14 protein-coding genes are annotated in these 15,741 nt (G+C 52.6%); 7 read left to right on the top strand and 7 right to left on the bottom strand.

What is annotated here, in order from left to right; genetic code table 11:
* Positions 1-387: 387 nt before the first annotated feature.
* The 4 genes from EDM60_RS26855 to EDM60_RS26840 all read left to right on the top strand — a co-directional run bounded on the left by EDM60_RS26855 (position 388) and on the right by EDM60_RS26840 (position 3,816).
* Positions 388-1,062, top strand: coding sequence for a response regulator transcription factor (locus tag EDM60_RS26855; protein ID WP_122966695.1), 675 nt, complete (start codon positions 388-390; stop codon positions 1,060-1,062).
* A complete protein-coding gene (locus EDM60_RS26850; protein WP_122966694.1) occupies positions 1,062-2,351 on the top strand; it encodes a sensor histidine kinase in 1,290 nt (429 codons plus the stop codon). Before EDM60_RS26855 ends, EDM60_RS26850 begins: the two co-directional genes overlap by 1 nt.
* A 147-nt stretch (positions 2,352-2,498) precedes the next feature.
* On the top strand, positions 2,499-2,792 hold the full coding sequence (locus EDM60_RS26845) for a HesB/YadR/YfhF family protein (RefSeq protein ID WP_122966693.1): 294 nt from the start codon (positions 2,499-2,501) through the stop codon (positions 2,790-2,792).
* Between the two features lie 115 nt (positions 2,793-2,907).
* Positions 2,908-3,816, top strand: a complete 909-nt coding sequence (locus EDM60_RS26840; RefSeq protein ID WP_122966692.1) for a hypothetical protein — start codon at positions 2,908-2,910, stop codon at positions 3,814-3,816.
* 66 nt (positions 3,817-3,882) lie between these two features.
* Here EDM60_RS26840 and menC read toward each other — a convergent pair whose 3' ends face one another.
* From menC to EDM60_RS26820, 4 genes are all read right to left on the bottom strand, one after another.
* Entirely contained in the window at positions 3,883-5,031 is a 1,149-nt protein-coding gene (gene menC / locus EDM60_RS26835; protein WP_122966691.1) for an o-succinylbenzoate synthase, read from the bottom strand.
* Positions 5,032-5,086: 55 nt separating this feature from the next.
* On the bottom strand, positions 5,087-6,229 hold the full coding sequence (locus EDM60_RS26830; protein WP_122966690.1) for a M20 peptidase aminoacylase family protein: 1,143 nt from the start codon (positions 6,227-6,229) through the stop codon (positions 5,087-5,089).
* A gap of 72 nt (positions 6,230-6,301) precedes the next feature.
* Positions 6,302-7,723, bottom strand: coding sequence for a YfcC family protein (locus tag EDM60_RS26825; protein WP_122966703.1), 1,422 nt, complete (start codon positions 7,721-7,723; stop codon positions 6,302-6,304).
* A gap of 180 nt (positions 7,724-7,903) precedes the next feature.
* Positions 7,904-9,928: a sigma-54 interaction domain-containing protein gene (locus EDM60_RS26820; protein WP_122966689.1), complete on the bottom strand. Its 2,025-nt coding sequence runs from the start codon at positions 9,926-9,928 to the stop codon at positions 7,904-7,906.
* A 174-nt stretch (positions 9,929-10,102) separates the two neighbouring features.
* On the opposite strand from EDM60_RS26820, the gene EDM60_RS26815 reads away from it, so the two are divergent.
* Together EDM60_RS26815 and EDM60_RS26810 are read left to right on the top strand one after the other, a co-directional pair.
* On the top strand, positions 10,103-10,774 hold the full coding sequence (locus EDM60_RS26815) for a LytTR family DNA-binding domain-containing protein (protein WP_122966688.1): 672 nt from the start codon (positions 10,103-10,105) through the stop codon (positions 10,772-10,774).
* Between the two features lie 150 nt (positions 10,775-10,924).
* On the top strand, positions 10,925-12,436 hold the full coding sequence (locus EDM60_RS26810; protein ID WP_122966687.1) for an acetyl-CoA hydrolase/transferase family protein: 1,512 nt from the start codon (positions 10,925-10,927) through the stop codon (positions 12,434-12,436).
* An 89-nt stretch (positions 12,437-12,525) separates the two neighbouring features.
* On the opposite strand, the gene EDM60_RS26805 is transcribed toward EDM60_RS26810, so the two are convergent.
* A complete protein-coding gene (locus EDM60_RS26805; RefSeq protein ID WP_122966686.1) occupies positions 12,526-13,707 on the bottom strand; it encodes an MFS transporter in 1,182 nt (393 codons plus the stop codon).
* A gap of 196 nt (positions 13,708-13,903) precedes the next feature.
* Here EDM60_RS26805 and EDM60_RS26800 point away from each other — a divergent pair, with 196 nt between their 5' ends.
* Positions 13,904-14,344 carry an Lrp/AsnC family transcriptional regulator gene (locus tag EDM60_RS26800; protein ID WP_167470392.1) on the top strand — a complete coding sequence of 147 codons (441 nt, stop codon included), beginning with the start codon at positions 13,904-13,906 and terminating at the stop codon, positions 14,342-14,344.
* 164 nt (positions 14,345-14,508) lie between these two features.
* Here EDM60_RS26800 and EDM60_RS26795 read toward each other — a convergent pair whose 3' ends face one another.
* Together EDM60_RS26795 and EDM60_RS26790 are read right to left on the bottom strand one after the other, a co-directional pair.
* Positions 14,509-15,270, bottom strand: a complete 762-nt coding sequence (locus EDM60_RS26795; protein WP_122966685.1) for a pirin family protein — start codon at positions 15,268-15,270, stop codon at positions 14,509-14,511.
* 53 nt (positions 15,271-15,323) lie between these two features.
* The gene (locus EDM60_RS26790) at positions 15,324-15,710 is read right to left on the bottom strand and encodes a DoxX family protein (protein ID WP_122966684.1); all 387 of its coding nucleotides are present in this window, start codon (positions 15,708-15,710) and stop codon (positions 15,324-15,326) included.
* Positions 15,711-15,741: the final 31 nt, after the last annotated feature.

Here is a 15,741-nt window from a genome sequence, read left to right as displayed (position 1 = left end):
GGTGTGGAAGCGCGGTAACGCGTGGAGCTGACGAATACTAATCGGTCGAGGACTTATCCACACATGCTTAGCAATCATGCGTATTCAGTTTTGAAGGAACAAGCAGAAAAGCTGTATTCTCGATTACTTTTGCAAGTAATGGAGAATGCAGCTTTTTTTGTTTGCGCGTATTTGCAAAAAACGATGGTCTGTTTCTTTTTTCAAATCCAATTCAAAAAAAGGCGTGCTGTAATGAAAGTGTCTGTCTATTTATGTGCATTGTGATTCCAGCTGTTTATGCTATGCTGGATGAAATAGTGATTCATGCTGAAAACGGCAGAGGAACATGGAACAAGAAGTCGCAACGGATACGCACACAGCTAGCACTTTTCATGAAAGGGGATTTCCATGCTGATTCTTGCAGTCGAAGACGAACAAGCCCTGTTACAGACTATTGCTGGCGTTTTGAGTGATGAAGGCTATCAGGTAGATACGGCTGATCGGGGAGATGACGGCTTGTTGCTGGCGCAGCGAGACATCTACGATTTGCTGGTGCTCGATATCATGATGCCCGGTATGGATGGCCTGACTCTGGTAAAAACGCTTCGTGCCAAAGGAATTATGACACCTGTTTTGTTCCTGACAGCAAAGGACAGCGTCAAGGCAAGAGTGGAAGGACTGGATGCAGGAGCTGACGATTATCTGGTCAAGCCGTTTGCTGCGGAAGAGCTGACAGCGAGAGCGAGAGCTTTGCTGCGCCGCAATGGGAAGACGGGTACGGAAGGCGAAATGACATACGGTCCCATTTCTTTAAAAGTAAATGAATACGACGGTTTCGTGGATGATGAGCCGATGAAGCTGACGACCAAGGAGTACGAACTGCTTAAGTATTTTCTGCAAAATCGGGAGCAAATCCTGACGCGTCAGCAAATTTTTGACCGTGTATGGGGAATTGACTCAGAAGCGAATTACGGGGTAGTTGATTTGTACGTCCACTATTTGCGCAAAAAGCTGGGAGCGTACGAAAGCTTTATCCGCACGATCCGCAACGTGGGCTATATTTTGAAAAAGGAAGAACGTTAATGTTTCGAAAAACGCGGATTCGCCTGGTGACACTGAATGTCATCGTGGTATTTCTGCTGCTCAACCTGCTAGGAGGCGCTGTTTACTACACGATGAAGTATCGGCTTTACTCGCAAGTAGACCGCGAACTGGAAAAAGTGAGTCAGCGTCTTACCGTAGATCCCTTGCCTCGCTTGCAGCGAATGGACGATGAATCTTTTCCGTACAACCGGATGGAGCGAAAAAAGTATATCGACCTGGAGCGCAGGTACACGTTGCTCGTCTGGGACAGTTTTGGTCAAGTGATGGGAACGGCCTTTGGAGATCGGCTGGAGCCGGAGGATTTCCCCGAGTTTCTGCACATCGACAAACCAGACGGGACTGAGACGGTATCCATCAGAGGCCAGATGTATCGGGTACAGACAGTAACTGTGCCCAAAAAAGTCGTCGTGGGCGATCGAGTGCAAATCGCCTATCAGTTTCAATTGATCTACAATCTCGCACCTGAGCAAAACATGCTGAGCAGCTTGTTGTACGTCGTCGTGATCGGTGGTGCTGTCAGCGTCGTCATTGCCATCGTGGCGGGCTGGTTTTTGGCAAGGCGCGCGCTTATTCCGATCCAGGTTTCGTGGGAAAAGCAGCAGCAGTTCATCGCCGATGCCTCGCATGAGCTGCGCACTCCGTTGACCGCGATCATGGTCAATCTGGAGCGCCTGTTTCGCCACCCGGACCATACGATAGAGCAGGAAAGCGAGAAAATCATGATTGGCATGCAGGAGGCGAAGCGGCTGAGCAAGCTGGTGGCTGATTTGCTGACCTTGGCTCGCAGCGATTCCAACGAGCTGCAAATCATGAGCAAACGCATCCGTCTGGACGAGGTCGTGCAAAAATGCACACAGGTGTTTACCCAGCTTGCGATCGTAAAAGAAATCAGCCTGGAGACGAACATCGAAGGGCCGCTGGAAATTGCCGGAGATGAAGAGCGTCTGCATCAGTTGCTGGTCATTTTGCTGGACAACGCCCTCAAGTACACAAACAAAGGCGGCAGCATTTACGTTTCTTGCAAAAAAGACGGGAACCGCGTCGCCATCCTGGTAAAAGACAGCGGTATCGGCATTTCCAAAGAAAACATCCCGTATTTGTTCGACCGTTTCTTCCGCGTGGACAAAATGCGCTCCCGCTCCACAGAAGGCACGGGATTGGGCCTGTCCATCGCCAAATGGATTGTGGACGCCCACCATGGCAAAATTCACGTGAGCAGCGAAGAAGGCATAGGAACCAGCTTTTTGGTTACACTTCCAGTAAAGTAAGCAGAGGAACAGAGGCAGAACCGATTTCCACTTCAAGGGAATCGGTTTTTCTTTTGCAGACAAGGATAAAGTGCTGATAGTATACTTTTTTGCTTTACATATTTAGAAAGTAAGGTAAACTACAAGGGAAGAGAGGAGTGGCGTTTGATGAAGATGACGGTAACGGAAGCAGCTGTAGCGTGGTTTAAAGAAGAGTGGGGCTGCCAAGAGGGCGACAGCATTCGCTTTTTTGTCCGATATGGAGGGGTAAGCACGGTTCAGGATTCCTTTTCCATGGGGATCGCCAAAGAACTGCCGAACGAAATCGGACTGTCTACCGTAATAGATGGCATTACTTTTTATATGGAACAAGACGAGTTGTGGTATATGAACGGAAAAGGACTGATCGTGGACTACCGTCTAGCGACTGACGAAGTCGATTTCCGTCTGGATGAACAATAATGATGAGAAGCAAATGACTCCGCGAGATGGAGTCATTTTTATTTTTGCACTTAACAAACTAAAATATATGTTATATTATAAATGCAAGATCCAATTGGTAAAAGGAGGATGTTACATGCGGTTACTCGATTCGTATTTGGAGCTAGGCTTGGTGGGAATGGCGCGCGCGGCGCAAGAAGGATGGTTCGAGGGTCATTACGGTGCGGCATTGCTGGCAGGCTACTACATGAATCAGGAGCATGATTTGCCTCGTCACGTAATAGAGGGGATTGAGCGAACCTGTGAAGCTTTCCGGAAATTGAAGCCGGAATGGTTCGCCCCGTTGGACCAGGAAGAAGAAGCTGATCCTGCCTTGCTGGACAGCGTCATTTACAGACTCAAGCAAAATACGCAGCAGCTGCGCACCTCCGGACATGGTTTGGCATTGGGCGTGCTGGCATTGAAAGCGCTCAAGGAACGTCCCGATCTGATCCGTCCGAGCATTGTCAGCGGGCTGGTTGAATTGCTGAAAAGGACAAAAGAAGACAGACCAACCCGCTATTGGGGCATCGCCAACTATTTTGCGATCAGGACGGAGGACGTGGCTTCGGAAGTGGCGCCATACGACACGACCGACGAGATGGCGGTCAGGACGTTTGACGAGCTACATACAGTCATCCCCGGGCGGGTGATTGATGGGCAGCGCTATCACTTTGCAGGCGAGGTCGTCCACAGCGTGACGCATGCCCAGGCTTTGACTGAGTTGGAGCGTTTCGGCTACGGAGAGATGGTCAAGGCGGGAATCGCCAATCATCGGATTCAAACCTATCTCGACCGTCAGCGACCGGAGTTTGTGCTGGAGGATGAAGTAAAAGAGCCAGCTTTTGCCGAGATTTTCGCGCCGGCGTATTGGGAGAAGACGTATAGCGACCCTCACGCGCTGAAGCTGCCGTACGCTGCGCTGGACTTGCTGAAAAAATTGCCGGCAGAAGACAGGACAGGCGCCGAGCGCAACCTGTGCAAGCTGTTGACGATTATGGACTAAAAGCGCTCGATAACGAAAAAACAGGGAAGCCGCTGTGGCGTCCCTGTTTTCATTTTCATCAATGCATTACCAGCCCGGAATGACGGTCGTCGTGGACTCTTGATTCGCGTAGTAGCTCTTATGCTCCACCAGCGACCGGAGAATGGCGGCTTCATTAATCGTGAAACCTATGCCTGCTCCGGTAGGGACGGAGAGAACGCCCGGCGAAACGAAATCGATCATCGGCGTAACGACATCCTCTGTAAAGTAGCGGTGAGATGGCGACGTGTCGCCCGGGATGGTGAAGTTGGACAGCGAAGCGATGGCGATGTTGTGGGCGCGGCCAATCCCGACTTCCTGCATGCCGCCGCACCAGACCGGAACGCCTTTTGCCGCACACAAGTCATGGAGCTTCTTCGCATCTGTCAGGCCGCCGACGCGTCCGATCTTGATGTTGATGATGCGGCAGCTGCCGAGTTCAATCGCTTTGCGGGCATCCGCGACGGTGTGGATCGACTCGTCGAGGCAAATAGGCGTTTTCAGCTCGCGTTGCAATGTCGCATGATCGATGATGTCGTCGTGTCCCAAAGGCTGCTCAATCATGATCAGGCCAAACTCGTCGAGCTGTTTCAGCATGTCGATGTCTGCGAGCGTGTAAGCCGAGTTGGCATCAGCCATCAGCGGGACGTCAGGGCCAAAGGTGTGACGGATGGCGCGCATCGGCTCTACGTCAAAGCCAGGCTTGATTTTCACCTTGATTTTTTTGTACCCGTCGCGGATAAAGCCGTCGACTCGTTCCAGCAATTTTTCGATGGTTGGCTCGATTCCGATGCTGACGCCGACATCGATTGTCGTGCGTGTGCCGCCAAGCGCCTGGGAGAGGGACAGCCCGTTCATTTTGGCGTACAAGTCCCAGACAGCGCCTTCCAGAGCGGATTTGGCCATCTGGTTGCGGCGCATCCAGGAGAAGATTTCCGAAACTTGATCAGGATGCTCGATGTCGCGGGTAAACAGTTGGGGAATCAGGTACTTTTCAAGCATGTACCAGACGGTGTCGACATCTTCTTCGTTGTAAACCGGAACATCCATCGCGACGCTCTCGCCAAAGCCTACGTGATTGCCGCTGTAGGCGCGGACGAGAATACATTCCTTGTGAGTTTCCAGCCCCATGCTGGTGACAAACGGGGCAGTCAGGGGAATTTTGATTCTTTGCAGATCGACGCGTTCGATTTTCATGACCATCTCTCCTCAGACATGTATTCGGATGAGCGAAGGCGGGTTGCAGGCGAGATTACTTGCCTGCATGCCGCTCAAACGTGGTGAGTACCGTTCGGGCCAAAATTTCGATGCCATCCAGCAGCGATTCTTTTGCAAAAGTCATTTGCGGATGGTGCAATCCGGGTGCCAGGCCGCAGCCCAGCCCCAGCATGGTTGCGCGTAGATGAGGCCGTTCTTTGGTGTAGTAGTGGAAGTCTTCCGCGCCCGGCGTCTGGATCGGCGCTTCCAGCTTGTCTGCGCCAAGCGTCTGGACAATCGCATCAGCCATGATTTGCCGAGCTTCCTCATGGACTTCGGCCGCGTACACCCGCTCGGTGATGTCATAAGACAAGTCTACCTCATAAAGCCGGGCTACATGTTGCAAAATGTGTTCGACTCGGGAAAAGAGCGCGTCGATGACAGGGTTCGTCTGCGCGCGCAAATCCAGATGGAACTGGGCGGAGCCGGGAATGATATTGCTGCTCTTGCTGCCCGCAGAAAGCTGCGTCATTTTCACGGAATACGGGATGAGCGGATCGAGATGAATGCCTTTGAGCTGCTCGACGATGGCGGCTGCGACCTCGATGGCATTGACCCCGAGATGCGGACGCGCTCCGTGGGCATCGTCTCCCTTGATTTGTCCAAAAATGGTGCCTGCCGCGCCGTGCATAATCGCCGAGGCAGCCGTACCTTGCCCAATCTCCTGAATCGGCCGGAGGTGGACGCCGTACAAGTAGTCGATATCGTCGACAACTTGCTTTTTGACCATAGCCAGAGCGCCGTTTCCGCTTTCCTCAGCCGGCTGGAAAATCAGCTTGAGACGTCCGGGAAGCTGAATATTTTGCGCCTGCAAGACCATGAGCACTCCCAGCACCATCGTCATGTGGGCATCGTGCCCGCAAGAGTGGTTGGCCTGGAAGACGCCGTTTACTTCTTGCCAGAGAGCGTCCATGTCAGCCCGCACGCCGACCGTCAATCCGCCCGGGGTCAAGTTTCCCCACTCAGCTACTACGCCTGTCACATCGTCAAAAGTAGTGACCCGGCAATGGTGCTCTTGCAAAAAGCGGGCGATATAAGCGGTCGTCTCGACTTCCTGCCAGCTAACCTCAGGATGTTGGTGCAAGTGCTCATACAGAGAAAAAATGGCGGGCTGCAATTGTTCGATAGTTGTGCGCATGGTTCCTCCATAGGTTTACGACCGGGGCTGCGCCACGTCATGGCCCAGCCAGTCAATTGGCAAAAATCGTGTCTAGGAAACGCCGATGGTGACAGCAACGATCAGAGCGACAGCGGCGATGAGTGCCCAGCCCAACAGCAGCTTCCAGATGAATTTGACCCATTTCTCGTACGGGATGCCTGCGACAGCCAAGTAGCCCATCAGTGCCGAAGAAGTCGGGATGATCGAGTTGGTCACCGCATCACCGTACTGGAACGCAAGAACGGCGATCTGGCGCTGAATGCCAAGCAGGTCTGCAATCGGCACCATGATCGGCATCGTTGTCGCAGCCTGGCCGCTTCCGGACGAAATGAACAGGTTGAGCACCGCTTGAATCAGGAACATAGCCAGTACGTTGATCGCATCCGGCAAATGGCCGATGGCGGAAGTCAGGGCGTAAATCATCGTATCGATAATTTTTCCTTCTTCCAGCACGACGGTGATCGCCCGGGCAAAGCCGACGATCAGGGCGCCGAAGGTAACGGCTTTGGCGCCAGCGACAAAGGAGTCAAACAGCTTGTCTACATTCAGGCCGCCGACAAGCCCGGCAACCAGACCCATGATTAAAAACGAAGCCGTCAGTTCAGTCAGGAACCATTCGTACTCGAACACGCCGTAGACGTTGAAGGACAGCCCACAGACCATCACCAAAAAGACAAGCTTGTGGCGTCCGTTGAGGTCTGGAATCTCGACAGCGACCTGATCGGTGCTTTCCTGTTTTTCGATCGAGTAAATCACGCTTTGGGTCGGGTCAGCTTTGACACGGTAGGCATAGCGCATGACGTACCAGATGGCAAAGCCGAGGACGAAAACGTAAACTACGGCGCGGAAAGTCAAGCCGGAGAAGAGCGGCAGTTGCGCCAGAGATTGTGCTACCCCTACCGTGAACGGGTTGAGCATACCGCCCATGAACCCGGCAGCCGCGCCCATCGTGATCATGGCCGTACCCGTTACCGCATCGAAGCCCATTGCCCGGGCGAGCGCAATCCCGATCGGGACGAAAATGATGCTTTCTTCCGCCATCCCCATCGTGAAGCCCCCGATGGAGAAGAGGAACATGGAAGCGGGGATCAGGAGCTTTTCCCTGCCCTCCAGATAGCGGACGCCTTTGTTGATGCCCGCCTCAATCGCGCCCGTTTGACGGATGATTCCGAAAACGCCGCTGACGATGAAGATGTAGAAGATGATTTGCGAGCCTTTTTGCATGCCCTCCGGAATCGCTTTGAACATGTCAAAAAATCCGACAGGACTGCTTTCGACAGGGTGGTAGCTGCCGTTCACGACAATCGTTTTACCCGAGGCTGCGTCCTTGACGCGTTCGAACTCGCCAGTAGGGAGCACGTAAGAAGCAAGCGCTGCCAAAATAATGATGATAAAGAGAATGGCATAAGTGTGTGGGACCGAAAAACGTTTCTTGGCTGGCGTTGCTTGAGGAGAAGGATGTTGTGTAGCCATGAGGTCACCTCGCTTTTTTTGGCTTTTTATAAGCAAGTGGCATGCCAAGTGTCGAAAATTCACGAAAAAAGGCGTTTTCATCGGACGAAGAAGGTGCTCCTCCAATAGAAAACGCACTCTTTAGGAATGTTTATTAGGATTTATTCGACCTAATACATCCTAATATTCAAAAATCTTTCCCTAGATTTTCCCATGCTTCCTCAGCACCTCGATGCCGTCTCGCGTTATCAAGGTTCCTTGACGTGTTGTTCCAGAGCGCACCAAGCCTAGCTGCTCCAGCTGTTTCAAGCGGTTGCGCAGCGCGCTTTCCGTCCAGCCGTTCGCTTGCAGAGCGGGGGAATGCGCCAGTTGGTAGCGCCCTACTGGTTTGTTGGAGAGGTAATATTGATACAGGGCGATTAAAATATCGAGATTTCGTTCATCGTCAAGCGGCACGACGGCAGCCAGTGATTGCTTTTGAAAAATACGCTCGGTCAGCCTCTTGGGGAGATCGGATACGCCAATGACAGGATGCTCGCTTACCGTAATGGCGTAGTCCACCACGTTTTTCAGCTCCCGAATATTTCCCCTCCAATCATGGGCAAGCAAAAGCTCCATCACTTCCGGCGACCAGCTTTTGCGAATGCCTTGCTGCTTGAGGTGATCGTCAATCAGCAGCGGGATGTCACTGATCCGTTCCCGCAACGCCGGAATCTCGATTGGCAAGACGGCGAGGCGGTAAAACAAGTCTTCGCGAAACGCCCCTTCTTTGACGGCATCCTCCAGATTGCGGTTGGTTGCCGCGATCACCCGGCAGTCTACGGACAAAATGCCTGTGCCGCCGACGCGAATCACTTGCTTTTCCTGAAGGACGCGAAGCAGCTTGACCTGGATCGCTGGGGAGATATCGCCAACCTCGTCGAGGAAAATCGTCCCGCCATCTGCCTGTTCGAACAGACCTGGCTTGCCGCCTTTTCGCGCCCCCGTAAAAGCTCCATCATCGTAGCCGAACAGCTCGCTTTCCAGCAAGTTTTCCGGCAGCGACGCGCAGTTGATGGCGACAAAAGGGCCGTTTTTTTGCAAGGAATGCTGGTGAATGGCGTGGGCAAACAACTCTTTTCCCGTGCCGTTTTCCCCCGTCAGCAAGATCGTCTGGTTGTTTTTCGCCATTTTTTTGCTTAGCTCGATGGCGTGTAGCAGCGGTTGGCTGTCTCCTTTTATATCCGCAAAAGAATAAGTAGCCGTGTGCCCGCGCAAAGTGAGCTGCGTGCGCAGGCGCTGAATCTCGGTCACGTCTTTTAACGTGCAGACGAAGCCAAGCTGCTCGTGGCCTCTGCGAATGCTGTGGCTGCGGACAATGAATTGTCTCTGCTCGATGGCAATGAGCGTGTCTTCCTGGCCCTCCTGCTTGAAAAAGGGGGCGAGCTGGCTTGACTCTTTCAGCGTGGTATACGGTTTGCCGATGATCGCTGTTTCGAGTGGACAGAACAGTTCGACGGCCGCATCGTTAATAAACGTGATCAAGCCAGCTTCATTGCAGGCGATGACCGGGTCTTTTACAGCTTGAAACGTAGATTGCAGCTGACTGTTCAGCTTCTGCACCTCCGCATAGGAAGTTCCGAGCATTTTGGCCAACTCGGACATTTCGGCGATAAAAGCGGAGAGATATTGCCGCTCCCATTCAATCGGAACCCCTACCTTGCGCCCAGTATCGATCAGATCGTGGATGCTGATTTTGCGGAAGCCGAGGTCGATGATTTCCACATGAGGCGGCAGCGGAACGTCGGGAATGCTCATGATGATCGCATACTGAAATTCCGCCTCTTCGAACGTACAGCCGGGGTGGAACGGAACGTAGTGCAAGTGATCGATGTTGGCTTCCCGCAAGTTTTGAATGACTTCTTGCGCGGTGACGGGCGAGTTGTTCATGACAGGTACGGTCGTTCCGGGCGGAATTTGCATGAGCGCCTTGATTTTGCGCAATTCAAAGAAACGGTTGAGGACGGTAATCGGCACCGTCTCGGGTACAGCCTGACGGGCGATCGTATACAACTCGGGTGCCCTTGTCGTGATGAAGACGTGTGATACCCCGGAGAGGTCCGGGATTGGCTCGTGGCTGGCATAACCGATGACCTTGCAATACGGTTCGAAGTACGCCCGCAGCTCTTTCAGCAAAAAAGCGAGCGTATCGGTTCCTTTTGCAATCAAGACAATGGTGTGATCCATGGTGCACCGCCTTTTCTGGGAAAACTGTTGCTACTAATGATAGCACAACGGCTGTCCGGCGATGGATGGATTCCCTTGTCTGCAAAGGAAAGACAAGGATTGATCTGCCAGGCGGGAAGTGTGGTTTAATAGAAGGAGAAGGAAAAAGCGAGAAGAGGAGCAGGGGGATTCAGCATGGAGAACACATTTGTTCCAGAGATGCTGCAAATGATCGGTCAAGCTGTGCCAGAAGAAGTGTCCATTGCCATATCGGATGGAACGCAATATTTGTATTATCAGCCTAGCTCAAACATAGACTTGAAAATTGCACCGGGCGATCAGGTTCCGGTTGGCTCAGCGACTCACAAGGCATTGATGGAAAGAGGCAAAGTAGGGCATCAGGTAGAAAGCCGGATTTTTGGAGTGCCGTACTACGGTTTGTCGCTTCCGTTGTTCAAAAGTGGAGAGGTCATGGGCTGTATCACCGCCATCTACCCTTTGCAAAGCGTTCCGCTTGCCAATCCGCAGCCGCGGCTGTCGTTTTTGATTGGAAAAGGGGAAGATGGCTGGCTGCCGATTCCGTTGCATGAGATTGTGTATATCAGCTCGAATGAAGGCAAGACGCTGTTGCATGCGGCCACTGGATCGTACGCGAACAAGTACAGCATGTCCGAGCTGGAATACATGCTTCCGCCGGAGCGGTTCGTGCGTTGCCATCGCTCGTATTTTGTGAACATGGAGGCGATTGGCTTCATTCATCCGCATTTTCACTCGACGTTTTTGCTGGAGATGAAGGACAAGCAGAAGACGAGAGTGCCCGTGAGTCAGACGTATGCCAGTGCGTTCCGGCAACTGCTCGGCTTTTAACAGGCAAAAACGCCGTTTCGCTGAGAATGGTTCGCTGTCTTTTTTTCTAATTATCTGCTCAAATATTCTGCTTTGTTGAAAATTGAGTGCCCGCTCAGATTCCTTGTGCTAGTGTAGGAGCAAGAAAAGATGGCATAGGGGGTCACAATGATGTGGGAGCGCTTACGCGATAAACGAATGGCAGATAAAATCGTGACAGCTGAGGAAGCAGCGAGTTGGATCGAGGATGGCATGACGATCGGGTTAAGTGGCTTCACTCGTGCAGGGGATGCCAAAGTCGTGCCGCTCGCATTGGCCGAGCTGGTCAAAAGAGAAAACAAACCTTTTGGAGTGAACGTATATACAGGCGCATCGCTCGGTTCCGATGTGGATGCCGTGATGGCGGAAGCGGGAATCGTCAGCAAACGCTTGCCTTTTCAGGCCGATCCCGTGATGCGCAAAAAAATCAATGACGGCAGCATGATGTTCGTCGACCAGCATCTGTCCCACACGGCAGAGCTGATTCGTCAGGGAGCAATGGCCGCCATTGATTACGCGATTGTGGAAGCGGTTGCAATTACGGAGGATGGTATGATCATTCCGGCCACATCCGTCGGCAATTCGAACATCTTCGTCGATTATGCGAAGCATGTCATCGTTGAGCTGAATCTGGCTCAGTCTGCTGAACTGGAAGGCATTCACGACATCTACACACCAGGGAAACAGGGAGAGCGCGAGCCGATCCCGCTTACAGCAGTCGATCAGCGAATCGGCACAGCGGGAATTGTGGTCGATATGGATAAAATCAAAGGCATCGTGTTGACGAACCAGCTCGACTCGCCGTCGACGATTGTGGAGCCGGATGAGGAGACAGCTCAGATCGCCGCCCATCTGATTGCGTTTTTGCGCGAGGAAGTGAAAGCTTCCCGTTTGCCGAAAAATCTCGCGCCGCTGCAATCGGGCATCGGGTCTGTAGCCAACGCGGTGTTCAACGGCTTTTTGGACTCGGAGTTCACTGACCTGACTGTTTATTCGGAAGTATTGCAGGATGCGGTATTTGACTTGATCGATGCGGGAAAAATCTCGTTTGCTTCCGGCTGTTCGATCACGCTGACTGCTGAAAAAATGGAGCACGTCACGCGTCATTTTGCCCAATACCGCGACAAGCTGTTGCTGCGTCCGCAGGAAATTACTAACCATCCGGAAATCATCCGCCGTCTCGGACTGATTGCGATCAACACGGCGATTGAGGTGGATATTTACGGCAACGTCAATTCCACGAATGTATCCGGCAGCAAAATGATGAACGGCATCGGCGGCTCCGGCGACTTCGCCCGCAACTCTCGTCTCGGCATTTTCGTCACCAAGTCGATTGCCAAAGGCGGGAAAATTTCCAGCATCGTTCCGTTTGCGTCTCATGTGGATCATACCGAGCACGATGTCGATATTATCGTCACGGAACAAGGACTGGCTGATTTGCGCGGCCTGGCTCCAAGAGAGCGCGCCTTGAAAATCATCGAGAACTGCGCCCATCCGCTCTATCGGGATCAATTGAGAGCGTATTATGAAGAAGCGCTCACACGCGGCGGGCATACTCCGCACGTATTGGAAAAAGCGTTCTCCTGGCATGTGCGGTACGCGCAGGAAGGCACGATGCTTGCGCATGAGCCGGCTCTCGTATAGTTTAAGAGTTGTAGGAGAATAACAGCGGTAAAAAACAAACCCGCCCGGGCGTCGATGCCTGGACGGGTTTGCTTGTGTCTGTGCTTGCTTTACCTTTTGGCGGAAGCGATTGTTACTGCTCCGCTTTCTTTTGGCTGAGAAAAGGATGCGACGGCAAAGCCCAGCCCTGCGAGCACGAGCAAGCCGCCAACCCAGCTCACATGCACAATCGCCGCATGGTTGACGATCAATCCGCCCAGCCCTGCGCCAAGTGCCAGCCCCAGTTGAAAAACCGAGGTGTTGATGCTGAGCGCGACTTGGGACGAGTGCGGAGACAAAGTAATCAGGTAATACTGCTGGGCAGGGACAGTCGTCTGAACCGCAGCCACCCAGAACATGACTGCCACAATCGCGCCTGCGAACAGCATGGTGGACAAGGGCAAAAACAACAGGACGAGCGCATGCACTACCAGGCTGATGTACAAGGTGCGACGGACGCCCCATTTGTCAGTGGCGACACCGCCGATTCGCGAACCCGCGACACTGGCGAGACCAGCCATGAACAGCGTAGCGCTTACCCAGGCGGTAGACATGGCGGTCGTGCTCTGCAAGAGCGGGGTGATGTACGTGTAAACCGTCGAGTACCCCGTGACGAAGAACAAAGAGAGGAGCAGGGCGTGAATCACGCGGCGGTTGCGTAACGCTGCCAGCTGCTGGCGCAAGGGGATGGCTGCCTCGCCTTGTTCTTTTGGCAAAAAGGCAAGAATGGCTGCGAACGGAATGATGGTCAGGACGCCGATCAGGGCGAATACAGACCGCCAGCCCCACAGTTCGCCGAGCATCGTGCCAGCCGGAACGCCGAGCACAAGCGAGAGGCTAAAGCCCATGAGAATGATGGCAATGGAGCTGCCCTTTTTCTCGGGGGAGGCCATATTGGCGGCTTGCGCGAGGGCAACCACCGTGTAAATGCCGCCGCAAAGCCCGAGCAAAATACGCGAGAACAACAGCAGGGAGAACCCAGGGCTGACGAAAGCGAGCAAATTCGTCAGGATGAACACAAAAAGCGTCCAGAGGAGGAGCTTTTTGCGCTCCATTTTTGCCGTGAGCGCAATCAAAATCGGTGAACCGAAAGCAAAAGCCAGGGAAAAGGCTGTAACAAGCTGGCCAGCCAGGGAGACGGAGACGTGGGTGTCATTTGCGATCATGCCGATGATGCCTGTTACGATCGATTCGGCGGTGCCCACCATAAATTCTCCCAGTGCCAGCAACAAAATCAGTGTACGTCTGGACAAAGCGGCTTCACTCCTTGGAAAAACAAGCTTTTCATGCCGCCTGACCCGCGCGCTGGTCAGTGAGCATCTCGGTAGTGACATTTTACGAAACAATTTTTATAATTTACATGCATGAACCAAGGTGTTTTTCTTGTATTTCTATATAGAAGCAAGTTATTTGCAGGTTAGCGCTTATGAAATCGAAAGGGTGATAAAAGTGGATCAGGTCGATTACAAAATCATTAGCCTGTTGCATGAAAATTCGCGGATACCGTTGGCGGAGATGGGGCGAATCATCGGGATGACGCAGCCAGCGGTCAAGGAGAGGGTGCGCCGTCTGGAAGAACAAGGCGTGATCACCGGCTATCACGCGGCGATCTCGCAGGAGAAGCTGGGCAAGCACACGACTGCTTTTGTCATGTTCCGCACCAAGCAGTGCGCGGCTTTTATCGACTTTTGCAAGCAGGCGCCTGAAGTGACCGACATGTACCGGATCAGCGGGGAGTACAACTACATGCTGAAGGTCGTCACCCGTTCTACTGAGGAGTTGGTAGCTTTTTCGGAACGCACCGGAGATTTCGGTTACTCTTATACGCTGATTGTGTTGACGGCTCCTTTTGAACAAAAAATGATGCTGGAGGAAGAGAAGATTTTTTGAGCGTTTTCCCAGCAAAAAAGGCTCCGCTGTAGCCAGGCCAGGCGGGGCCGCTTTCGTTCATGTACAAAAAATAAAGACCGCCACGAGCAGGTGACGGTCTTTGTGAAGCTATGGCTATATTCATGCATAAGGGCGGTTTTTGTTTGCAGTTTGGATACAAGAAATTATTTGCGGTAAAGCGGATAGTCGACTTCGAGCGGCACCTGGATCAGCACCAAGCGCAGGGGAGCATCGTCTTTTGCCTGATAAGTGATGGTTTCCGCTGCTTCGGTTGAAACGACGACAAAGTCGCCTGTGTTCGCAGTTGCTGACTGTTCACTGCCCAAAATGTTCCCGCGGCCTTCCACGACGACGACAGCGTGAGCGTAGCCAGCCGGAAGCTCCAGCGAAAAAGCTTTGCCTGCCGGAATGGCAATGTCTTTCATTGAAGAGTCGGTCACGAGCGAAATGGGAGCTTGAGAACCAATGATGCTTTTCACCGATACGCCATCCGTCGTTTCGCTTGGAAACTCTTCGTGATCATACTGGTTGTAAGTCGGCGGAGTCTTTGTGGTTTTTGCCAGGTGCGGCTCAAACCAGATTTGGAACATTTCCGTATCTTTGCCCAATTCTTCGGCGTGGTAAGCTCCTGATCCTGTTTGCATGATCTGAGCGCCGCCTGTTGTCACTTGCTGCAAATTGCCCAGCGTATCCCGATGACCCACTGTGCCTTTCAAGACATAGGACAAAATTTCAAAGCCGGAATGCGGGTGAAGAGGAATTTCAAACGTTTGCAGTGATTTTGCCCATGCCCAGTAAAAAAGCGGGCCAACCCGTTTTACGACGGAACCTTCGTGGGGGAAGCCAATCGGTTTGTTTTCTACGATTTCACCGTCGCCAAAGTGTCCTTTTGCTTGTTCATTCTGTGTATAGACGCGGATTTCCATCTGCTGTGTCCTCCCTTGGTGGAATGCTGGCTTACGGGCTTAGCGAGTGTTGCTTAAAACAAAACGTATGCTCCTGGACCGATCAAAGCGACACCGATAGCGACAGCGATCAAAGTCAGGTTGTACTCGTAGCCGTTTTGCGTTACCCAATATCCATTTTGACCGTGAACCTTCACAATCGCAACCAACATTGTGAAGACAATGAGGAGAGCGCCGACCCATGTACCGACACCTGCTGCAAACAGCAAGCCGCCGACCAGTTCAGCCAATCCGGCAAGCAGGGCCATGGCAACGCCAGGTTTGACCCCGATGGACTCCAGCCAGCCGCCTGTGCCTTTCAAACCGTAGCCGCCAAACCAGCCAAACAGCTTTTGCGCACCGTGACCTGCAAACGACAACCCAATCACCAAGCGAATAATCAACAATCCAAGATCCATCATTTTTCATCTCTCCTTAATTATTTTAAATTAT

Origin of the sequence: Brevibacillus parabrevis (genome assembly GCF_003710905.1) — a bacterium.
GTDB classification, from domain to species: domain Bacteria; phylum Bacillota; class Bacilli; order Brevibacillales; family Brevibacillaceae; genus Brevibacillus; species Brevibacillus parabrevis.
This window is presented reverse-complemented; position numbering and strand designations above follow the sequence as displayed.